Origin of the sequence: Streptomyces graminofaciens (genome assembly GCF_030294945.1) — a bacterium.
GTDB lineage: Bacteria > Actinomycetota > Actinomycetes > Streptomycetales > Streptomycetaceae > Streptomyces > Streptomyces graminofaciens.
This window is the reverse complement of the sequence record NZ_AP018448.1, coordinates 7,974,305-7,993,499: the sequence shown is the minus strand read 5'-3', so window position 1 is coordinate 7,993,499 and position 19,195 is coordinate 7,974,305. Positions and strand designations below refer to the sequence as shown.

General features: G+C 69.2%; 21 protein-coding genes and 3 tRNA genes. 6 read left to right on the top strand and 18 right to left on the bottom strand.

Annotation, left to right across the window (positions count from 1 at the left end):
• Positions 1-451 precede the first annotated feature (451 nt).
• The 9 genes from rplL to SGFS_RS35105 form a co-directional block, all read right to left on the bottom strand.
• Complete coding sequence (gene rplL / locus SGFS_RS35145) at positions 452-835, bottom strand: 50S ribosomal protein L7/L12 (protein WP_286256210.1); 384 nt, start codon at positions 833-835, stop codon at positions 452-454.
• 115 nt (positions 836-950) lie between these two features.
• Positions 951-1,481, bottom strand: coding sequence for a 50S ribosomal protein L10 (rplJ, locus tag SGFS_RS35140; RefSeq protein ID WP_286256209.1), 531 nt, complete (start codon positions 1,479-1,481; stop codon positions 951-953).
• A 293-nt stretch (positions 1,482-1,774) separates the two neighbouring features.
• Positions 1,775-2,710, bottom strand: coding sequence for an SCO4651 family lipoprotein (locus SGFS_RS35135; RefSeq protein WP_286256208.1), 936 nt, complete (start codon positions 2,708-2,710; stop codon positions 1,775-1,777).
• An 81-nt stretch (positions 2,711-2,791) separates the two neighbouring features.
• The gene (locus tag SGFS_RS35130) at positions 2,792-3,670 is read right to left on the bottom strand and encodes an SCO4651 family lipoprotein (protein ID WP_286256207.1); all 879 of its coding nucleotides are present in this window, start codon (positions 3,668-3,670) and stop codon (positions 2,792-2,794) included.
• 196 nt (positions 3,671-3,866) lie between these two features.
• The gene (gene rplA / locus SGFS_RS35125) at positions 3,867-4,592 is read right to left on the bottom strand and encodes a 50S ribosomal protein L1 (protein ID WP_286256206.1); all 726 of its coding nucleotides are present in this window, start codon (positions 4,590-4,592) and stop codon (positions 3,867-3,869) included.
• Positions 4,593-4,702: 110 nt separating this feature from the next.
• Complete coding sequence (rplK, locus tag SGFS_RS35120) at positions 4,703-5,137, bottom strand: 50S ribosomal protein L11 (RefSeq protein ID WP_286256205.1); 435 nt, start codon at positions 5,135-5,137, stop codon at positions 4,703-4,705.
• A gap of 178 nt (positions 5,138-5,315) precedes the next feature.
• Positions 5,316-6,134, bottom strand: a complete 819-nt coding sequence (nusG, locus tag SGFS_RS35115) for a transcription termination/antitermination protein NusG (protein ID WP_286256204.1) — start codon at positions 6,132-6,134, stop codon at positions 5,316-5,318.
• Positions 6,135-6,210: 76 nt separating this feature from the next.
• Positions 6,211-6,498: a preprotein translocase subunit SecE gene (gene secE / locus SGFS_RS35110; protein ID WP_286256203.1), complete on the bottom strand. Its 288-nt coding sequence runs from the start codon at positions 6,496-6,498 to the stop codon at positions 6,211-6,213.
• Positions 6,499-6,607: 109 nt separating this feature from the next.
• Positions 6,608-6,680, bottom strand: a tRNA-Trp gene (locus tag SGFS_RS35105).
• 317 nt (positions 6,681-6,997) lie between these two features.
• Here SGFS_RS35105 and SGFS_RS35100 point away from each other — a divergent pair.
• The gene (locus SGFS_RS35100) at positions 6,998-8,224 is read left to right on the top strand and encodes a pyridoxal phosphate-dependent aminotransferase (RefSeq protein ID WP_286256202.1); all 1,227 of its coding nucleotides are present in this window, start codon (positions 6,998-7,000) and stop codon (positions 8,222-8,224) included.
• A 126-nt stretch (positions 8,225-8,350) separates the two neighbouring features.
• Entirely contained in the window at positions 8,351-9,382 is a 1,032-nt protein-coding gene (locus tag SGFS_RS35095) for an adenosine deaminase (RefSeq protein WP_286256201.1), read from the top strand.
• A 34-nt stretch (positions 9,383-9,416) separates the two neighbouring features.
• On the opposite strand, the gene SGFS_RS35090 is transcribed toward SGFS_RS35095, so the two are convergent.
• A complete protein-coding gene (locus SGFS_RS35090) occupies positions 9,417-10,007 on the bottom strand; it encodes a TetR/AcrR family transcriptional regulator (RefSeq protein WP_286256200.1) in 591 nt (196 codons plus the stop codon).
• A gap of 106 nt (positions 10,008-10,113) precedes the next feature.
• On the opposite strand from SGFS_RS35090, the gene SGFS_RS35085 reads away from it, so the two are divergent.
• Complete coding sequence (locus SGFS_RS35085) at positions 10,114-10,746, top strand: NAD(P)-dependent oxidoreductase (RefSeq protein ID WP_286256199.1); 633 nt, start codon at positions 10,114-10,116, stop codon at positions 10,744-10,746.
• Positions 10,747-10,767: 21 nt separating this feature from the next.
• Here SGFS_RS35085 and SGFS_RS35080 read toward each other — a convergent pair whose 3' ends face one another.
• The 6 genes from SGFS_RS35080 to SGFS_RS35055 form a co-directional block, all read right to left on the bottom strand.
• The gene (locus tag SGFS_RS35080) at positions 10,768-11,823 is read right to left on the bottom strand and encodes a UDP-N-acetylmuramate dehydrogenase (protein WP_286256198.1); all 1,056 of its coding nucleotides are present in this window, start codon (positions 11,821-11,823) and stop codon (positions 10,768-10,770) included.
• 139 nt (positions 11,824-11,962) lie between these two features.
• Positions 11,963-12,391 carry a MaoC family dehydratase gene (locus SGFS_RS35075; RefSeq protein ID WP_286256197.1) on the bottom strand — a complete coding sequence of 143 codons (429 nt, stop codon included), beginning with the start codon at positions 12,389-12,391 and terminating at the stop codon, positions 11,963-11,965.
• Between the two features lie 7 nt (positions 12,392-12,398).
• On the bottom strand, positions 12,399-12,851 hold the full coding sequence (locus tag SGFS_RS35070) for a MaoC family dehydratase N-terminal domain-containing protein (protein ID WP_286256196.1): 453 nt from the start codon (positions 12,849-12,851) through the stop codon (positions 12,399-12,401).
• Between the two features lie 118 nt (positions 12,852-12,969).
• Positions 12,970-13,134, bottom strand: coding sequence for a 50S ribosomal protein L33 (rpmG, locus tag SGFS_RS35065; protein ID WP_003948671.1), 165 nt, complete (start codon positions 13,132-13,134; stop codon positions 12,970-12,972).
• Between the two features lie 90 nt (positions 13,135-13,224).
• Positions 13,225-13,297: transfer RNA gene (locus SGFS_RS35060), tRNA-Met, on the bottom strand.
• Positions 13,298-13,343: 46 nt separating this feature from the next.
• Positions 13,344-13,416 (bottom strand) — tRNA-Thr (locus SGFS_RS35055).
• Between the two features lie 298 nt (positions 13,417-13,714).
• On the opposite strand from SGFS_RS35055, the gene SGFS_RS35050 reads away from it, so the two are divergent.
• Positions 13,715-14,989: an amidohydrolase family protein gene (locus tag SGFS_RS35050; RefSeq protein WP_286256195.1), complete on the top strand. Its 1,275-nt coding sequence runs from the start codon at positions 13,715-13,717 to the stop codon at positions 14,987-14,989.
• 125 nt (positions 14,990-15,114) lie between these two features.
• On the opposite strand, the gene SGFS_RS35045 is transcribed toward SGFS_RS35050, so the two are convergent.
• Positions 15,115-16,182 (bottom strand): hypothetical protein, encoded by a 1,068-nt coding sequence (locus SGFS_RS35045; protein WP_286256194.1) that lies wholly within the window; start codon positions 16,180-16,182, stop codon positions 15,115-15,117.
• 160 nt (positions 16,183-16,342) lie between these two features.
• Here SGFS_RS35045 and SGFS_RS35040 point away from each other — a divergent pair, with 160 nt between their 5' ends.
• A complete protein-coding gene (locus tag SGFS_RS35040) occupies positions 16,343-16,999 on the top strand; it encodes an NAD(P)H-binding protein (RefSeq protein WP_286256193.1) in 657 nt (218 codons plus the stop codon).
• Positions 17,000-17,093: 94 nt separating this feature from the next.
• Here the strand turns inward: SGFS_RS35040 and SGFS_RS35035 are convergent, their stop codons facing one another.
• On the bottom strand, positions 17,094-17,300 hold the full coding sequence (locus SGFS_RS35035; protein WP_286256192.1) for a hypothetical protein: 207 nt from the start codon (positions 17,298-17,300) through the stop codon (positions 17,094-17,096).
• A gap of 285 nt (positions 17,301-17,585) precedes the next feature.
• Between SGFS_RS35035 and SGFS_RS35030 the strand changes: the two genes are divergently transcribed.
• Positions 17,586-18,962, top strand: a complete 1,377-nt coding sequence (locus tag SGFS_RS35030) for an IS1380 family transposase (protein ID WP_286253570.1) — start codon at positions 17,586-17,588, stop codon at positions 18,960-18,962.
• The last annotated feature ends 233 nt before the right edge of the window (positions 18,963-19,195 follow it).

Sequence of the window (19,195 nt, the reverse complement as noted above, 5' to 3'; positions counted from 1 at the left end):
GCGCAAAGGGTCAGTGTAGCCACTTGGCACACTGATGTCCAGTTCGGGTTTTCGGACCCTCGGAAACCCTCGTTGTTCCTCAACAACTGCGGCAAGCCACGCCCTCGATGCACATCGATACTGCCCTCTTCGTCGTCGATCCATGCCTCGGATTCGGATCCGTGTGACGACGCGTCCTGAGAATTGCGCGCTGCGTGCAGTTCGTCAAGGCCCCCATGCCCGAACCAGGTGCCGCGATCGTCACTCGCAGCCGGTCATCAGGGGTGTTCGGAGGCACAACGAAGATCACCATACTCGTCGCGACCGACAGTTCAAGGCAGCCGTCGCTCGACGTCCCGGAACGCCGAAGGGCGACCACCCACATGGGTGATCGCCCTTCAGTGCGTCTGCGTTACAGCCCCGCTTTCAGAGCTGTACGGCGCAGGAGAGTCCGTGCGGACCCGAAGAGGTGTTACTTGACCTCGACGGCGGCACCGGCGCCCTTGAGGGCCTCGGCGGCCTTCTCCGCGGCGTCCTTGGCGACCTTCTCGAGAACGGCCTTGGGGGCGCCGTCCACGAGGTCCTTGGCCTCCTTCAGACCCAGGGAGGTCAGCTCACGCACGACCTTGATGACCTGGATCTTCTTGTCGCCGGCACCGGTGAGGATGACGTCGAACTCGTCCTGCTCCTCGACGGCCTCGGCCGGGGCACCCGGGGCGCCCGGGGCGGCAACGGCGACCGCGGCGGCGGCGGTGACGTCGAACTTGTCCTCGAACGCCTTCACGAACTCGGAGAGCTCGATGAGGGTCATCTCCTCGAACTGCGCGAGCAGGTCTTCCTGAGACAGCTTCGCCATGATGGGCGATCCTTCCACTAATTTCGGCAGGTGCCGGTTGTATCGAAACGGCGGGCGTACATACGGCCCGCTACGACCCGCGCCTCAGGCGGCGTGGATCAATGCGCGAGCCGAGTTACTCGGCACCGCCCTGCTCGTCCCGCTTGGCGCGAAGAGCGTCCACGGTGCGGACGAGCTTCGAGGGAAGCGCCTGGAAGAGCTGAGCAGTCTGGGACTGCTTGCCCTTGAAGGCACCCGCCAGCTTGGAGAGCAGAACCTCGCGGGACTCGAGGTCCGCAAGCTTCTTGATCTCGTCGGCGGACAGCGCCTTGCCGTCAAGGACACCGCCCTTGATGACGAGGTTCGGGTTGTCCTTGGCGAAGTCACGAAGACCCTTCGCCGACTCCACCGGGTCACCGGTGATGAAGGCGACCGCCGTCGGACCGTTGAACAGGTCGTCGAGCGTCGAGATCCCGGCCTCGTTGGCCGCAATCTTGGTCAGCGTGTTCTTCACCACGGCGTACTGGGCGTTCTCACCGAGCGAACGACGCAGCGTCTTGAGCTGCGCCACGGTGAGACCCCGGTACTCGGTCAGCACGGCGGCATTCGAGCTACGGAACTGCTCCGTGAGCTCGGCCACCGCGGCAGCCTTGTCGGGCCTTGCCATAGAGCGTCGGCCTCCTTCCGGGTGATGAGGACCGCTCAGAAGGGGCTGGACAAAACGAAACGCCCCGGCGCAGGCGCTCGGGGCGTAGCTCGACCGGACGAATTCCATACGGAAACGGAACCGGACCAGGAGCAACTTCCACAGTCACCTGCGCGGGTCGTCCGCAGTTCAGCGGATCCTTCGGCCACCGCACCCTCTTGCAAGCGCACGGCAACGACCAGCGGTCTTTGGCTTCTTCGGAAGAGTACGGGACCGAATCGCCGTCAAGCAAATCCGCTCCCGGGGGCCACCGCTCAGCCGGCTCCGCGCGCGTCCACGAGCGCGCCGAGGTCCACGGTGTCACCGGCCGCCGGGGGCTCGACGGTCACCGACGGGTCGACGTCCAGGAAGGTGACGGTCATGTCGAGGGGACCGGTGTCGACCCAACGCCCCTCGCTGTCCAGCGCACTGGTCTCTCCCCGCATCCGGAACTGCTTGGCCCGGCCGTCCTCGTCGACCCACAGATCCATGGCGAGCGCGCTCCCGACCTTCAGGCCCAGGGCCATGAACTGGTCGAAGTTGTTGATCGAGAGCTGCCGGTTCCTCTTGTCCTTGGCGGCCCCCTGGGTTGCTCTCAGCCCCTTGCCCGTGACCGTGCCCTGGTAGTGGGTGGTCCGGGTGCCGTCCACGGTCTCGGTGCCGGTCTTCGTCACGTCCTTGGCCCCGGTCAGGAGCGTGGACTGCGTGAGCGGGCTGCCCTCCAGCTGTCGGGGCAGGACGCGGTAGGACTGGTTGTCCACGCTGAGGCCGCCCCATGCGGCGGGCTCGGCCGTGACCCAGCGCCTCCCGGTGGTGTCGCCGAGGACTGCCGTGTCCCCCCGGGCGTAGATGGCCCCGTCGACGAACCGGACCTCCAGGGGCTTGTCCTCGCTGTCCCCCAGCCCGGTCAGCTCCATACGCAGCACGGACGGCTGCACGCCCATGGACGCCTCGGCCCGCACCTTGCCGTGCTCGGGCAGTGTGCCGGTCACCCGATAGCGGAGGGAGGTGATGTCCGCCGTCTTCTCCGCCGCCCGGGCCACGGCCTCAGCCGGGGCCAGGGACCCGGCCCCGGCTGAGGCCGACTTCGACGCCTCCGGCTCCGCCTCGGCCTCCGTACCGCAGCCGGTGACCCCGCCACCGAGCAGCGCGGCCGCGGCGGCGACGCCGATTGCTCTGCGGCGTGTCGAACCGAGCGCGGAAAACCTCATGTGTCCCCCCAGTATCAGGCGACCCACCCCTGTGGGCCGAAGGGGACCCTAGCCGCGCCCGGACCGGGCTGTCCCGCGGTTTCAGCCGGCCGGCAGGTCCTTCATCAGCTCGGCGAAGTCGACGGTGTCGGTGGCCGGTGGCTCCTTGGGGGACACCTCCACGCCGTAGTCGCTGTAGTAGACCGTCGAGGAGAGCGTGCCGTTCGCCGTCTCGCCCTTCTCGACCTTCTTCACCAGCAGGTCGTCCTCGTTGATCCAGAGGTCGATGGTCTCCGTGGTGATGCCGGCCTGCTCCAGCTGCTTCTGGAGCTCGGCGCGCTTCTCCTCGCCGAGGTTGGAGTTCTGCTCAGCGAGGTCGGCGACGTCCACCGTGCCCGAGTAGTGCGTGGTGTTCTCGCCCCGGACCTTGCTCTCGCCGACCTTCTCGACGTCCCCGGAGGCCAGCAGGAGCTTCACCGACTGGTTCGGCGTGACGTTCTTGAAGATGTCCTTGATGTACGCGCCCGAGGCACCGGCGGAGTTCTCCAGGTCGTCGTACGCGTACCTGATCCAGTGCTTGCCCTCGTACTGCTCGGCGAAGGTGTCGCCCATGTTCGCGTAGTAGGCGTCGGGCAGATAGCGGGCCTCCGTGGAGGTGATGCCCAGCTGGCTCATCTGCTCGGCCGCCTGGCCGCCGGTGTACGTGATCGTCATGGTGCCCTGGAGGCCGTCGGCCCAGTCGAGCGCGCCGTCCGACCTCATGGACATCAGCTCGCCCATGGTGGCCGTGGACTCGATCTTCGCCGAGTCGGCGTCACTCGTGGACTTGTCCGCCAGCCGCAGCGCCGCGAGGAGATCGCCCCCGGAGCGGATCCCCTCGTCGCCCCCGCCCGAGTCGGAGGAGCTGCAGGCCGCCGTCCCCGCCAGCGCGGTCACCGCCGCGATCGACAGGACCGTACGGCACATGCTCGTGCTGTTCATCCGTCCCCCACCCCCATGGAGATTGCCGTGCTCCGCACGCTAGCGCAGGGCACTGACAGTCGTATGCCCAAAAGGGCATTCGTATGCCCATAAGACAAGGCCCCTGCCCAAAAAGGACGAGCCCCGCACCTCGAAAGGTTGCGGGGCTCGTCTCTCAAACGCGTGCGTGACGCGGCTGCCGGGGTGAGCGCGGGGCTCAGACGGCGGCCGGGTCCTCCTCGACGAGGAGGTTGCGGGTGCGGTTGGAGTCGACCGGAATGCCGGGGCCGATCGTGGTGCTGATCGCGGCCTTCTTGATGTAGCGACCCTTGGCGGCCGACGGCTTCAGACGGAGGATCTCCTCCAGCGCCGCGGCGTAGTTCTCCACCAGCTTGGTGTCGTCGAACGACGTCTTGCCGATGATGAAGTGCAGGTTCGAGTGCTTGTCGACGCGGAACTCGATCTTGCCGCCCTTGATGTCGTTGACGGCCTTCACGACATCGGGGGTCACGGTGCCGGTCTTGGGGTTCGGCATGAGACCACGGGGACCGAGCACACGGCCGAGGCGGCCGACCTTGCCCATGAGGTCCGGGGTGGCGACGACGGCGTCGAAGTCCAGACGGCCCTTCGCCACCTCGTCGATGAGTTCGTCGGAGCCGACGATGTCGGCGCCCGCGGCGGTCGCGGCCTCGGCACGGTCACCGGTCGCGAAGACCAGGACCCGGGCGGTCTTACCGGTGCCGTGCGGGAGGTTCACGGTGCCACGGACCATCTGGTCGGCCTTGCGCGGGTCGACACCCAGACGGAAGGCGACCTCGACGGTGCCGTCGAACTTGGTCGTGGAGGTCTCCTTGGCGAGACGGACGGCCTCGAGCGGGGCGTAGAGCTTGTCCCGGTCGACCTTGGCGTCCGCAGCGCGGAGAGCCTTGCTGCGCTTGCTCACAACTGCTCCTGTGTGTTCTGAAAGGAGTCGTGGTACGGGCCGAGCAGGCCCTGCCACGTGCGACGGGCGATCAGAGGATCACCGCCGCAGGGTTTCTACGAAGCTGGGGTTCAGCCCTCGACCGTGATGCCCATGGAACGCGCGGTACCGGCGATGATCTTCGCGGCGGCGTCCAGGTCGTTGGCGTTGAGGTCGGGCAGCTTGGTGGTGGCGATCTCGCGGACCTGCGCCTCGGTGATCTTGGCGACCTTGGTCTTGTGCGGCTCGCCGGAGCCCTTCTCGACACCAGCGGCCTTGAGGATCATCTTCGCGGCCGGCGGCGTCTTGGTGATGAAGGTGAAGGAGCGGTCCTCGTAGACCGTGATCTCCACCGGGATCACCCAGCCACGCTGCGACTCGGTCGCGGCGTTGTAGGCCTTGCAGAACTCCATGATGTTGACGCCGTGCTGACCCAGCGCCGGACCGACCGGCGGGGCCGGGTTCGCCGCACCGGCGTTGATCTGGAGCTTGATGAGCCCCGTGACCTTCTTCTTCTTGGGAGGCATTGCTCTCCGGGTCCTTTCGGGTTGGGTGCGCCCTCACCCGGTTCGCGGCCAGATGAAGGCATACCGCACAACGATAACGGGTATAGATGCGCGGCCAAAAACCGAGCAGGTCAGACCGGCTGCGAAAGCCGACCTGACCTGCTCGGAAGCGATGGGCCCAGTACGAACCGGCTGGCGGCTAGTTCTTCTGGATCTGGTCGAACGACAGCTCGACCGGCGTCTCGCGGCCGAAGATCTCCACGAGACCCTTGACCTTCTTCGAGTCCGCGTTGATCTCGTTGATGGTCGCCTGGAGCGTGGCGAACGGGCCGTCGGTGACGGTGACCGAGTCGCCGACCTCGAAGTCCAGCACCTGGACCTCGACCTTGCGGGCCGGAGCCGGCTTGCCCTCGGCCTCGGCGGCCTCGCGGGCGGCCTTCTCCTCGGCCTCCGGGGCGAGCATCTTGACGATCTCGTCCAGGGTCAGCGGGTAGGGGTCGTAGGCGTTGCCCACGAAGCCGGTGACGCCGGGCGTGTTACGGACGACGCCCCAGGACTCGTTCGTCAGGTCCATGCGCACCAGCACATAGCCGGGGAGCTTGTTCTGCCGGATGGTCTTGCGCTCGCCGTTCTTGATCTGGGCGACCTCTTCCTGCGGCACCTCGGCCTGGAAGATGAAGTCCTCGACGTTCAGCGAGACGGCGCGCTGCTCCAGGTTGGTCTTCACACGGTTCTCGTAACCGGCGTACGTGTGGATGACGTACCACTCGCCGGGCAGGGAACGCAGTTCCTCACGAAGGGCCTCGACGGGGTCGACCGGCTCGGCGGGCTCTTCCTCGGCCTCCGCCTCGGCGGGCTCGTCCTCTTCCGCGTCCTCGTCGGCAGCCTCGTCCTCGTCGATCTCGTCGACCTCAACGAGTTCGTCGGTGTCCTCTGTGTCCGTGCCCTCGACCGTGTCGAGCTCGTCTTCGACGGACTCGTCCGGCTCGATGGCGTCGTTCAGGTTCGGGTCAGACACGTGGCTGCTTCTTCCTGGATACATATGGGTGGAACACGCGAAAGGGGCGCCGGGAACGGCGCCCTTCGCTGTCGGCTCAGCCAAAGACGTACTTGGCAGCCTTGTCGAGTCCGAAGTCAATCACAGTCACCAGACCGATCATGATGACGACGAAGACGATGACGACCGTCGTGTACGTCGTCAGCTGGGAACGAGTGGGCCAGACGACCTTGCGGAGTTCCGCGACGATCTGGCGGTAGAAGATACCGAGGCGCTTGAACGGACCCTTCTTGGCGCGCTTGCCGCCCTTGCGGGTCTTCTTCTTGTCCTCGGGCACCTCGTCCTGAGCATCAGGCGTGTCGATGGAGCCCACGGCGTCCGTCATTCATCCTCACCTGATTCCGGGTCGTGGCCGTGCCGCGCCCGGTCTGAGCCGCACGGCGGTGCATTTCTGTACGTACATGCGCACACATCCTGGCGTGAGGAGTGTGTAGCAGGGCCGGAGGGACTTGAACCCCCAACCGCTGGTTTTGGAGACCAGTGCTCTACCAATTGAGCTACGACCCTTTGTGGTTCTCCCCAAACGTACCGCATCCGCCCGGGTGCTCGGTGTGCACCGGATGAGCGCGGCCGGTGGAGGCCAACGAGGTGAGAGTGTACGTGCTTCGCGGCCGGTCGTCGAACAGAAAGTGCCCGTAGGCGCTTTGTCGACGGAAGATCTACCGGAGGATCGTGGACGGATCGGTTCAAGATCGTCGGCGAGGGATCGAAGATCACCCAGGCCACGGCGGGAATCCGGACGGTTGTTCCCTGCCGCACCCGTCGCTGTTCAGTCTGTGAAACCCGTGTGCCGGTGGGGTTTCGTGTCTGAAACGATGGGCCCCATGAGCGCTGCAACCCCTCCCACCGAGCGCCGGGTCTCCGCGCGTATCGGCGCGATCTCCGAGTCCGCCACCCTCGCCGTGGACGCCAAGGCCAAGGCCCTCAAGGCCGCCGGGCGTCCGGTGATCGGCTTCGGCGCAGGAGAGCCCGACTTCCCCACCCCGGACTACATCGTCGAGGCGGCCATCGAGGCCTGCAAGAACCCGAAGTACCACCGCTACACACCGGCCGGCGGCCTGCCCGAGCTGAAGGCCGCGATCGCCGCGAAGACCCTGCGCGACTCCGGCTACGAGGTCGACCCGGCGCAGATCCTCGTCACCAACGGCGGCAAGCAGGCCATCTACGAGGCCTTCGCCGCGATCCTCGACCCGGGCGACGAGGTCATCGTCCCGGCCCCGTACTGGACGACGTACCCGGAGTCGATCCGGCTGGCCGGCGGTGTCCCGGTCGAGGTCGTCGCGGACGAGACCACCGGCTACCGCGTCTCGGTCGAGCAGCTGGAGGCGGCCCGTACGGAGAAGACCAAGGTCGTCCTCTTCGTCTCCCCCTCGAACCCCACCGGCGCGGTCTACAGCGCCGAGGACTCCGAGGCGATCGGCCGCTGGGCCGTCGAGCACGGCCTGTGGGTGATGACGGACGAGATCTACGAGCATCTGGTCTACGGCGACGCGCAGTTCACCTCGCTGCCCGCGATCGTGCCGGAGCTGCGCGACAAGTGCATCGTGGTCAACGGCGTGGCGAAGACGTACGCCATGACCGGCTGGCGCGTCGGGTGGATCGTCGGCCCGAAGGACGTGGTCAAGGCCGCGACGAACCTCCAGTCGCACGCCACGTCGAACGTGTCGAACGTCGCACAGGTGGCCGCCCTCGCCGCCGTCTCCGGCGACCTGACGGCCGTCGCCGAGATGCGCGAGGCCTTCGACCGCCGCCGCAAGACGATCGTGCGCATGCTCAACGAGATCGACGGCGTGCTCTGCCCGGAGCCCGAGGGCGCGTTCTACGCGTACCCGTCGGTCAAGGGCCTGCTCGGCAAGGAGATCCGCGGCAAGCGCCCGCAGGACTCGGTCGAGCTGGCCGCGCTGATCCTGGACGAGGCCGAGGTCGCGGTCGTCCCGGGTGAGGCCTTCGGCACCCCCGGCTATCTGCGGCTGTCGTACGCCCTGGGTGACGAGGACCTCGTCGAGGGTGTGAGCCGCATCCAGAAGCTGCTGGCGGAGGCGACGGACTGAGGTCCGTTCTCCCAGGTGGGCCTCGCATACGAATTTTCGTGTGTGGGGCCCGCTTGCTTGTGCGAGCAAGACCACGTTCGGGGATTCCGCTTTCGGGAGGGCGGAGACGTACGGCAGGATCCTTCAATGGAGCGTGTACGTGATCTCTCTGAACTGCCCAAGGCCCATCTGCATCTGCACTTCACCGGGTCGATGCGGCCCACGACCGTGCTGGAGCTGGCCGACAAGTACGGCGCAAGACTGCCCGAAGCGCTGACGGAGGCGCTGACCAGCGGGGAGCCGCCGAAGCTGCGGGCGACGGACGAGCGAGGGTGGTTCCGGTTCCAGCGGCTGTACGACGCGGCGCGTTCGTGCGTCAGGGAGCCCGAGGACATCCAGCGCCTCGTGCGCGAGGCCGCCGAGGAGGACCTGAAGGACGGCTCGGGCTGGCTGGAGATCCAGGTGGACCCGACGTCGTACGCCCCTCGCCTGGGCGGTCTGATCCCCGCGCTGGAGATCATCCTGGACGCGGTGGACACGACGATGCGGGAGACCGGGCTCGGGATGCGGGTCGTGGTCGCCGCGAACCGCATGAAGCATCCGCTGGACGCCCGTACGCTGGCCCGGCTCGCGGTGCGCTACGCCGACAAGGGCGTGGTGGGCTTCGGCCTCTCCAACGACGAACGCCGGGGCATGGCGCGGGACTTCGACCGTGCCTTCGCCATCGCGCGCGAGGGCGGTCTGCTGTCCGCCCCGCACGGCGGCGAGCTGACCGGTCCGTCCTCGGTCCGCGACTGCCTGGACGACCTGCACGCGAACCGGTTGGGGCACGGGGTGCGCGCGGCGGAGGACCCCCGGCTGCTGAAGCGCCTCGCGGAGAAGGGCGTGACCTGCGAGGTCTGCCCGGCCTCGAACGTGGCCCTGGGCGTCTACGAGAAGCCCCAGCACGTCCCCCTGCGCACCCTCTTCGACGCCGGCGTCCCCATGGCCCTGGGCGCCGACGACCCCCTGCTCTTCGGCTCCCGCCTGGCGGCCCAGTACGAGATCGCCCGCCACCACCACGCCTTCACTGACGCGGAACTGGCGGAGCTGGCCCGGCAGTCGATCCGGGCGTCGGCGGCGCCCGAGGAGACCCGGGTGAAGCTGCTGGCCGGGGTGGACGACTGGCTGGCCGCCTAGCGCTTCACGGCGCTGCACAGCCCATCACAGCGCTTCACACGACGAGCCCCGCGACGAGCGTCCGGGCCAGCCGGGCGGCGAACTCCGCCCCCTCCGGTCGCTCCTCCGCCGCGTCGTACGCGAACGCGCGCTGGGCGCAGGCGCCGAGGAGGAGCGAGGCCGCCGCGAAGGTGTCGGCGTCGGGGCGGACGCGGCCGAGGGCCTGTTCGGCGCGCAGATAGGCGTCCAGGCCCTGGATCGGTATGTGCGGCCCTGTCCCCCGCTCCCGCATCGCCTCGTCGTGCCGTCGCTTGAGCTGGGTCTCGGCGTACAGGGACGCGGCGATCGGGAAGCTCTGCTCGTAGAAGAGGCACGCCCGGTGGGCGATCTCGGTGAGGTTCTCCTCCAGGGAGCGCCCGCCCGGCTCGGCGGCGAGGCCGCCGATCAGCGGGCCGAGCGGCGGCAGCCGCTCCGTGAGCACCAGGACGAACAGTTCCTCCTTGCTGTCGAAGTGCTTGTACAGCGCCGCCTCGGAACATCCGGCCGCCCGTGCGATCTCCTTCGTCGTGGCCCGCGCGAGCCCGACCGTGAGCATCAGCTCGTGCGCGGCATCGAGCAGTCGAACCCGGGTCGGCTTGTTCTCCATGGGATGTCCAATCGCTCTTGACGAGTGGGTGAGTACTTACTCACTCTAGAGGGAGGCAGGGGTGAGTGAATACTCACCCACCCAACTTTCGTATGCGGGAGCTCTCATGAAACTCACCGTTCTCGGCGCCACCGGAGGCATAGGCAAGGAACTCGTCCGCCAGGCCCTCGCCGCCGGTCACGAGGTCACGGCCGTCGTGCGTGACCCCGCGCGCATGCCCGTCACCGGGGAACGCCTGGAGGTGTTCCGTGCGGATCTCACCGATGCCGAGGCGTTGCGCCCCGCCGTCGCCGGTCGTGACGCGGTCGTCTCCGGTCTGGGCCCGCGCGGCCGCAAGGACGCCGGGGTCGCCGCCCGGCTGACCCGTACGGCGCTGGCGGCCCTGGAGGCCGAGGGGGTCCGGCGGCTGGTCGTGGTGAGCGCCTCGCCGGTCGGTCCCGAGCCGGAGGGGGACGGGTTTCTCGACCGCGCGATGCGCGGGATCGTCTCAGCGGTCCTCAAGGACGTCTACACCGACCTGCGGGAGATGGAGGCCGACCTGGCCCGCAGCGGCACCGACTGGACGGCCGTACGGCCGCCGCGCCTTCAGGACAAACCGCTCACCGGTGTGTACCGGAGGGTCGTGGGGGGCTTTCCGGTCAGGGGTCGCTTCGTGGCCCGCGCCGATGTGGCGCACGCGATGCTGGAGGCGATCGACGACCCGGCCACGGTGAGGCAGGGCGTGGGCGTCGCCTACTGAGCCCCTTGCGGCGCCCCGGGCCTACAGGCTGACCCCGACGGTCACCGGCTCGTTCACCAGCGTGACCCCGAACACGTCCCGGACCCCGGCGACGACCTCCCGGGCCAGCGTCAGCAGGTCCTCGGTTGTGGCCGTGCCCCGGTTGGTGAGCGCCAGAGTGTGCTTGGTCGAGATGCGGGCGGGCCCGCTCCCGTACCCCTTGGTGAAGCCCGCCTTGTCGATCAGCCAGGCGGCGGAGGTCTTGGTGTGGCCGTCCGCCGCCGGGTACGCGGGCGGGACGGCGTCCGCACCGAGCCGCTCCCGCACGCGCGCGTGGAACACGGCGAACTCCTCGTCCGTGAGGATCGGATTGGTGAAGAACGACCCGGCCGACCAGGTGTCGTGGTCCTCGGGGTCGAGCACCATGCCCTTGCCGGAGCGCAGCTTCAGCACGGTCTCCCGGGCCTCGGCGAGGGGCACCCGGTCACCGGCCTCCACCCCGAGCGCACGAGCCGTCTCGGCGTACTTGACGGGCTCCGACAGCCCGTCCGCGTCCTCCAGTTCGAACCGCACCCGCAGCACGACGTACCGCTCGGGGTCGGCCTTGAAGCGGCTGTGGCGGTACGTGAAGGCGCACTCGGCGTTCGGGATCGTGACCGTCTCGCGCGTGAGCCGGTCGTAGGCGACGACCTCGGTGATGGTGGAGGCGACCTCCTGGCCGTACGCGCCCACGTTCTGGATCGGTGTCGCGCCTGCGGAGCCGGGGATTCCGGCGAGGCACTCGATCCCGGCGAGCCCGGCCTCGACAGTGCGGGCGACCGCGTCGGTCCACACCTCGCCGGCGGCCAGCTCCAGCCGTGTGCCGTCCAGCGCGAAGCCCTCGGTGGCGATGACGAGCGCGGTACCCGCGAAGCCCTTGTCACCGATGACCAGGTTCGAGCCGCCGCCGATGAGCAGCAGGGGCGTTCCGGTGTCGTCGGCCTCACGGACGGCGGCGATCACCTCGTCGTCGGTGGTCGCCGTGATCAGCCGGTGCGCGGGCCCGCCCAGCCGGAAGGTGGTCAGCGGGGCGAGGGGGGCGTCGTGGAGTTCCTGCACGGGCTCAAGAGTACGAGACGGGTCCGACAGTCCTGCCGGGCGCGTGAGCCGGGTGAGGGGCGCGCACGCGTACGCCCGTGTGTACGCCACGCGTAAGGGGCGCCCGCAGTAGCGGACGCCCCTTACCGTTCATCGGCTCTCAGGCCAGCCGTACGACCGCCCGGGACATGCCCAGCACCTTCTGCCCGGCGCTCATCGCCGTCAGGTCGACGCGGACGGTGTTGTCGTCGAGCTTGGCGCCGACCTTGGCGCTGACCTCGATGGTCGCGCCCTCGGCGTCGTTCGGGACGACGACGGGCTTGGTGAAGCGGACGCCGTACTCGACGATCGAGCCGGGGTCGCCGGTCCAGTCGGTGACGACCCGGATCGCCTCGGCCATGGTGAACATGCCGTGTGCGATGACGTCCGGGAGGCCGACCTCCTTGGCGAACTTCTCGTTCCAGTGGATCGGGTTGAAGTCGCCGGAGGCGCCCGCGTACTGGACGAGGGTGGCGCGGGTCACGCCGAAGGTCTGGGCAGGCAGTTCGGTGCCGACCTCGACGTCGTCGTAAGAGATCTTCGCCGTCATCGAAGCCTCAGCCCTCCTCGGCCGCGCGGGCCACGAGCTTGGTCCAGGCGGTCACGACGTGCTCGCCGGCCTCGTCGTGGACCTCGCCTCGGATGTCCAGGATGTCGTTGCCCGCGAGGGACTTGATCGTCTCGATGGTCGAGGTGACCGTGAGCCGGTCGCCGGCGCGCACCGGGCGCTTGTGGGCGAACTTCTGGTCACCGTGCACCACGCGGCTGTAGTCGAGGCCCAACTGCGGGTCCTGGACGACTTGTCCCGCCGCCTTGAAGGTGATGGAGAACACGAAGGTCGGCGGGGCGATGACATCGGGGTGACCGAGCGCCTTGGCGGCTTCCGGGTCCGTGTACGCCGGGTGGGCGTCCCCCACGGCCTCGGCGAACTCGCGGATCTTTTCCCGGCCGACCTCGTAGGGATCGGTGGGCGGGTAGGTCCGCCCCACGAAGGACTGGTCGAGCGCCATGGCTCGGCACCTCCTGGTTGCTCTATTGACCTGGTTGCTTCTACTGGGCGGTATGACCCGCTCAACGACGCGAGGCCGCCCCCGATCTCTCGGGGACGGCCTCGTGTACGAGCCTGATTTATCGCGTTTCGCGGTGCGCGGTGTGCGCGTTGCAACGCGGGCAGTGCTTCTTCATCTCCAGTCGGTCCGGGTTGTTACGCCGGTTCTTCTTGGTGATGTAGTTCCGCTCCTTGCACTCCACGCAGGCCAGCGTGATCTTCGGGCGGACGTCGGTGGCAGCCACGTGAGTGCTCCTTGACGAACGGATAGGATTGATTCAACGCAAGAAAGAGTAGCCGATCGAAGGACCGACCCCGCAATCGGCTACTGTCAGTAGCGGTGACCGGACTTGAACCGGTGACACAGCGATTATGAGCCGCTTGCTCTACCGACTGAGCTACACCGCTGTGATGCGATCGGGCCCCGCCTTGCGACGGGAACCTTTCACACCAGAGCCCCAATACGGAATCGAACCGTAGACCTTCTCCTTACCATGGAGACGCTCTGCCGACTGAGCTATTGGGGCGAGCGATGAAGACATTACACGCCCCACGGCCGATCGCCCAAATCCGTTTCGCGCCCCCCGGTGCAGGGTGTTCAGCGGGCCGTTTCGGGGCGCCGCGCACGCCCCTCGCGCACCACGCCGCACCGCGTTCCCGGCGGTCGCGGACGGCCCTGGGCGGGGTGGACCACACCGGTACGACTATTGCGCTCCTCCGCGCCGAGGGCGGGCCGCGCGCCTAGGCTCGACTCACTCTGCGTGATCGTGTGTCCATCACCGTGCAGCCGTCACCTGACAGCAGTCGTCGAGCCCCGGGAGCGCGATGCCCGACAGTCAGCCGCAGCCGTCCCACTCCTCGTCCGGCTCCTCGTCGGGACCGGGCGGGTCAGACGCCCTGCTGCTGTGCGGGGCACGGCTCACCGACGGCCGAGCCGTGGACGTGCGGCTGGGCGGCGGCCGTATCGAGGCGGTCGGCACGGCGGGCAGTCTGGGCGCGGGCGGGACATCGGCCACGCGCGTGGATCTCGGCGGCTATCTGCTCCTCCCCGCCCCCGCCGAGCCGCACGCCCACGCCGACACGGCGCTGTCGGCGGACACCGGGGGCCCTGTCTCGTACGACGGCCAGGACGTCCAGCGGCGGGCCACCGAGGCCGCGCTGCTCCAGCTCGGGCACGGCGCCACCGCGCTGCGCTCGCACGTGCATGTGGGTGACGTGCCGGGGCTGGGTGCGCTGGAGGCGGTGCTCCAGGCCGGGCGGTCGTTGCGCGGGCTGGCGGAGTTGACGACGGTGGCGATGCCCCGGGTGCTGACCGGGGTGGCCGGGGCGGACGGGCTCGCGATGCTGCATGACGCGGTCAAGATGGGCGCCTCCGTGGTGGGCGGCTGCCCCGATCTGGACCCCGATCCCACCGGGTACGTCGAGGCGGTCCTGCAGGTCGCCTCCGAGCACGGCTGCCCGGTCGATCTGCACACCGAGGGCGACGATCCGGCTCGGCTGGCCCGGTTCGCGGCCATGGCGGGCGGGCTGCGGCCCGGGGTGGCCCTCGGCCCGTGCGGCGGACTGGCGCGGCTGCCGGCCCAGACGGCGTCCCGTGCGGCGGACCAGCTCGCGGCGGCCGGTGTGACCGTGGTCTGCCTCCCGCAGGGCGGCTGCGGCGGCGTGGACGACCGCGGCACGGCTCCCGTACGGCTGCTCCGGGCGGCCGGGGTGCGGGTGGCGGCGGGCAGCGGGGCGCTGCGGGACGTGGCGAACCCTGTGGGCCGCGGGGACCCGCTGGAGGCGGCCTATCTGCTGGCCTCCCGCTACGGGCTGCGGGCCGAGGAGGCGTACGACGCCGTGAGCACGGCCGCGCGAGCCGCCCTGGGGCTGCCCGAGGTGCGCGTGGAGGCGGGTTTCCCGGCCGAACTCCTCGCCGTACGAGGTGATCGCCTCTCAGGGGTGCTGTCGCTCGCGTACAGCCGGATCGTGGTGCACAGGGGGCGCGTGGTGGCGCGGACCAGCGCGGTACGGGAGTTCTGCGGCTCGGCGGCGGGTGCGGCCGCGGTGCTGGATCTGCCTCGGCAGGGGAGGCAGGGGCGTCGGGGGGAGTCGTCGTAGCGGGGCGGGGTCGTGCGGTGCGTGTTGATCAGGGTTCACGCGCGCGTGAAGGTTTTCGTGCTCCACGCGCGCGTGCCCGACATCCAGTCAGAACCCCGGGGGTGCCGACCCGAGCGTGGGGCGGGTCAGAGGACGCCTCCGCCCAGCATTCCGGCGCCGAACGGGCCCCCGAACTCGTCGACCGGGATCTCCGTGGCGTCCTTGGGCGCGGCGACGTCGCCGGCCTTGCCGAAGGTGAGGACCAACGGCAGTTCGGCGCCCTTCGCGTCGTCGGCGAGAACGGCGAGGTCGGTCTCGATGCGGGTCAGGTCGCCGTTCTTGATCGTGAAGTCGACGGTGACCTTCCTGTTCGGGGCGTCCTTCAGGTCGTCGCCCGTGGGGAGCTCGGCACCCGGCGGGAGGTCTTTCTTCAGCGGCTGGAGCTTGTCGAAGACGCTGGTGATCAGGTCACGGAAGTTGGCCTTGGCGGCGATGACTTCGGCGCCGTCCTTGCCGTCCCGGGACTTGAACGTGACCTCGCGGGCGACGACACCGCGCACGGCGTCGAGGATCTTCTTCTGGGTCTTGGCCTCGAGCTCCTCGGCAGCGGAACCCTTGCCGGAGCCCCCGGCGGCCTCCTCCAGCTCACCGGTGTCGATCTTGGCCCACTTGCCCTCGAAGACGGCCCGCAGGCCCTCCTCGCCCTTGGGGAGTTCGTCGGTCGAAGGCATCGGCATGCCCATGGCCTCGCCCATGGCCTCCATGTCGACGCGGTAGTACATGTGGTCACCGACGACCCGGTACTCGACGAAGACGCCGTCGTCCCCGGAGATCTTCACGCCGGTACCGATGATGTCCTTCTCGCCCGAATCGGCCAGCGCCTTGCGGGACTTGACCGAGATGTCGACGCGCATCCCGGTGAGCATCTTCGCCATCTGCGGCGGCATCTCCTCGGCGTCCTCGCCCATCAGCTCGGTGACGGCCTCCGGTTCGGCGTCGAGCCGCAGCCCGAAGGCCAGCGACTTCTGCTCGCCGAGCCGGTCGACGGCGTTGTCCACCTTCTGGCCCGCGGTGAGGTTCTCGACGGTGCCGCAGGCGGCCATCGTGACGAGCACGGCGGCGGCGCAGCCGACTCCGGTGAAGGTCCGCCGGATGACGGTCGCACGGGCGGCGGATGCGCGCTCGATGGACGTACGTACGACGGAATTACGCATGACGGTGATGACGTCCCCCTATGTTTCGGCGTTCGCCGATCACGGCGAACACTGGTGAGACATACGAGGCACCCACATGGTTGTGCTGGGCATGCTTTTTGTGTGCACGGTGGTGCCGGTCGCGCGGCGAACGCGGCCGCCCAGGCGTACGGTCGAAAGCATGCGTATTGTCATCGCCGGAGGTCATGGTCAGATCGCGCTGCGGCTGGAGCGACTGCTCGCCGCGCGCGGGGACGAGGTCGCGGGGATCATCCGCCGACCCGAACAGGCCGACGATCTGCGCGCGGCCGGCGCCGAGCCGGTGCTGTGCGACCTGGAGTCGGCCTCGGTGGAGGAGGTCGCCGCGCATCTGCAGGGCGCGGACGCGGCCGTGTTCGCGGCGGGCGCCGGCCCCGGCAGCGGGGCGGCCCGCAAGGACACGGTGGACCGGGCCGCGGCGGTCCTGTTCGCGGACGCGGCAGTGCGTACGGGCGTACGACGCTATGTGGTCGTGTCGTCGATGGGCGCGGACCCGAAACGCGAGGGCAACGAGGTCTTCGACGTGTATCTGCGGGCGAAGGGCCAGGCCGACGCGCACGTACGCGGTCTGGACGCCCTGGACTGGACGATCCTGCGCCCCGGCATGCTGACGGACGACGCCGGCACGGGCCTCGTCCGCCTGGAGGCCAACACCGGCCGCGGCCCGATCCCCCGCGACGACGTGGCCGCCGTACTGGCCGAACTGATCGACACCCCGGCCACGACGGGTCTGACACTGGAACTGATCAGCGGTTCGGCGCCGGTGTCGGTGGCGGTCAAGTCGGTGGCGGGGAACTGAGGGGGCGGGGCTGGGCCCGGGGGCGGCGGGGCGGCGGCGCTCGCATCGGTGCGCTCGCGTCGGTTGCGCTCGAGTCCGCTGCCGCCGAGTCGCGCTAGAACAGGGGCAGTTGGCCGGGGAAGTCGGGGACGACGTATCCGTCGAGCGCGGGCTGGGCCGCGCCGAGCTGGGCCGGGCTGCGCGAACCGGGGCACGAGACGAGTTCCCCGGTCGCCCCCGGTGGATCGTGCCGCGCGAAGCGCCCGGCCACGACGGCGATCTCCCGACGACACTCGGGGCAGTTCCTGCGGCGCGATGACATGCGGTCAGTGTGCCCTCACGCCGGTGATCAACAACGCATCGGCCGACCACGCCCGCCCGTTCCCGTCACCCCACACACGAAGAAGCCCCTCCGAACTGCTCTCACAGTCCGGAGGGGCTTCCCTCCACGTGGCGGCGCCAGGATTCGAACCTGGGTAGGCTAACCTCGCGCTTTCACGAGGCGGGGTGTCCGAGGCTTGATCAAATAAGCGGAGAGTGCTCCTGACCTGCAACGATGGGACTTGTCTAGGGTCCTGTTGGCTGCACGGAAAGAAGCACTCTCCAGGTGAAGAAGCGTATCGGGTCGTACCCGCGTGTCCGCATCGAGGGCGGCGGCCGGGCGGTGGTCTCGCAGGCCGGGGGCGTGCTGCTGGTCGAGACCGTCCGCAAGGCCGGCCTGGACACCGCGATATCAGCGGCGCTGACGCCGTGGCGGAAAGCTCGGGCGGTGCACGATCCGGGCAAGACCCTGCTGGACGTGGCCCTGGCGGTCGCGCTGGGCGGGGACTGCCTCGCGGATGTCGCCATGCTGCGGGCCGAGCCGGCCGTGTTCGGGCCGGTGGCCTCCGACCCGACGGTCTCTCGTCTCGTCGAGGCCCTGGCCACCTCCGGGGAGAAGGCCCTGCGGGCCATCCGTGCCGCGCGGGCTGAAGTCCGCCGACACGTCTGGCGGTTGGCCGACCGGGAAGCGCCTGACGCGGGCGGGACGGTGACCGTGGACCTCGACGGGGTGCTGGTGATCGCGCACTCGGACAAGGAGGACGCCGCACCCACGTGGAAGCGAACCTACGGCCACCACCCGCTGATGGGGTTCGTCGACCACGGACCGGGCGGCACGGGTGAACCGGTCGCGGCCCTGCTCAGAGCAGGCAACGCGGGATCGAACACGGCCGCTGACCACATCACCGCCGCCCAACTGGCCCTGGCTCAGCTGCCGAAGAAGTACCGGCGCGGACGCCGGACCCTGATCCGCACCGACTCCGCGGGCGGCACCCACGACTTCGTCGCCTGGCTCGCCCGGCGGGGACGGTGGCTGTCCTACTCGGTCGGCATGGTGATCACCGAGGCGATCCACCAGCACGTGCTGAGCGTTCCGGCATCGGCCTGGACGGCGGCCGTCGAGGCGGACGGCGAGATCCGCGACGGCGCCTGGGTCGCTGAACTCACCGGCGACGTTCTGGACGGCTGGCCGGAGGGCATACGGCTGATCGTCAGGAAGGAACGACCGCACCCCGGGGCCCAGTTGCGGCTCACGGATGCGGACGGTATGCGGCTGACCTGTTTCGCCACCAACACCTTGGGCCGGCCGATCGCCGAGCTCGAGCTCCGCCACCGACTGCGGGCCCGGGCCGAGGACCGCATCCGCGCCGCCCGGGCCACCGGCCTGCGCAACCTGCCCCTGCACCGCACCGCCCAGAACCGGATCTGGCTGGAGATCGTGCAGATCGCTCTCGACCTGCTGGCCTGGATACCGATGCTCGCCCTGACCGGCAAAGCCAGGCTCTGGGAACCCCGCCGACTACGCCTCCGCTTGTTCACCGCGGCCGGACAACTCGTGACCACCGGCCGCCGACGGATCCTCCGCCTTGCCCGGCACTGGCCCTGGACCGGCCACATCACCGCAGCCCTCGACAGGCTCACCCACCTGCCCGACCCTGGCTGACCAGCGGATTCCCCGTCCCTTCGACAGCACCTCAACACCCGGAGCAGTGGAATCCGGCGCCATCCCGAGGCGGCACTCGGGCCTTCGGCCTGCGCAAGCTCAGTCCACGGCACGAAAACGGTCCACCGACTCCGTCGGCGGACCGTCAAGAAAGATCGAGGCTAAGCCGACGGATTTACAGTCCGCTCACGAGTAAATTCCTGAGATGGTGCTGACCTGCGGAAACAGAAGTG

Excerpts from the sequence above, each read along its gene's own strand:
- rplL (WP_286256210.1), bottom strand. The coding sequence starts at position 835 with ATGGCGAAGCTGTCTCAGGAAGACCTGCTCGCGCAGTTCGAGGAGATG.
- rplJ (WP_286256209.1), bottom strand. The coding sequence starts at position 1,481 with ATGGCAAGGCCCGACAAGGCTGCCGCGGTGGCCGAGCTCACGGAGCAG.
- SGFS_RS35135 (WP_286256208.1), bottom strand. The coding sequence starts at position 2,710 with ATGAGGTTTTCCGCGCTCGGTTCGACACGCCGCAGAGCAATCGGCGTC.
- SGFS_RS35130 (WP_286256207.1), bottom strand. The coding sequence starts at position 3,670 with ATGAACAGCACGAGCATGTGCCGTACGGTCCTGTCGATCGCGGCGGTG.
- rplK (WP_286256205.1), bottom strand. The coding sequence starts at position 5,137 with ATGCCTCCCAAGAAGAAGAAGGTCACGGGGCTCATCAAGCTCCAGATC.
- secE (WP_286256203.1), bottom strand. The coding sequence starts at position 6,498 with ATGACGGACGCCGTGGGCTCCATCGACACGCCTGATGCTCAGGACGAG.
- SGFS_RS35100 (WP_286256202.1), top strand. The coding sequence starts at position 6,998 with ATGAGCGCTGCAACCCCTCCCACCGAGCGCCGGGTCTCCGCGCGTATC.
- SGFS_RS35095 (WP_286256201.1), top strand. The coding sequence starts at position 8,351 with ATGGAGCGTGTACGTGATCTCTCTGAACTGCCCAAGGCCCATCTGCAT.
- SGFS_RS35090 (WP_286256200.1), bottom strand. The coding sequence starts at position 10,007 with ATGGAGAACAAGCCGACCCGGGTTCGACTGCTCGATGCCGCGCACGAG.
- SGFS_RS35085 (WP_286256199.1), top strand. The coding sequence starts at position 10,114 with ATGAAACTCACCGTTCTCGGCGCCACCGGAGGCATAGGCAAGGAACTC.
- SGFS_RS35075 (WP_286256197.1), bottom strand. The coding sequence starts at position 12,391 with ATGACGGCGAAGATCTCTTACGACGACGTCGAGGTCGGCACCGAACTG.
- SGFS_RS35070 (WP_286256196.1), bottom strand. The coding sequence starts at position 12,851 with ATGGCGCTCGACCAGTCCTTCGTGGGGCGGACCTACCCGCCCACCGAT.
- SGFS_RS35050 (WP_286256195.1), top strand. The coding sequence starts at position 13,715 with ATGCCCGACAGTCAGCCGCAGCCGTCCCACTCCTCGTCCGGCTCCTCG.
- SGFS_RS35045 (WP_286256194.1), bottom strand. The coding sequence starts at position 16,182 with ATGCGTAATTCCGTCGTACGTACGTCCATCGAGCGCGCATCCGCCGCC.
- SGFS_RS35040 (WP_286256193.1), top strand. The coding sequence starts at position 16,343 with ATGCGTATTGTCATCGCCGGAGGTCATGGTCAGATCGCGCTGCGGCTG.
- SGFS_RS35035 (WP_286256192.1), bottom strand. The coding sequence starts at position 17,300 with ATGTCATCGCGCCGCAGGAACTGCCCCGAGTGTCGTCGGGAGATCGCC.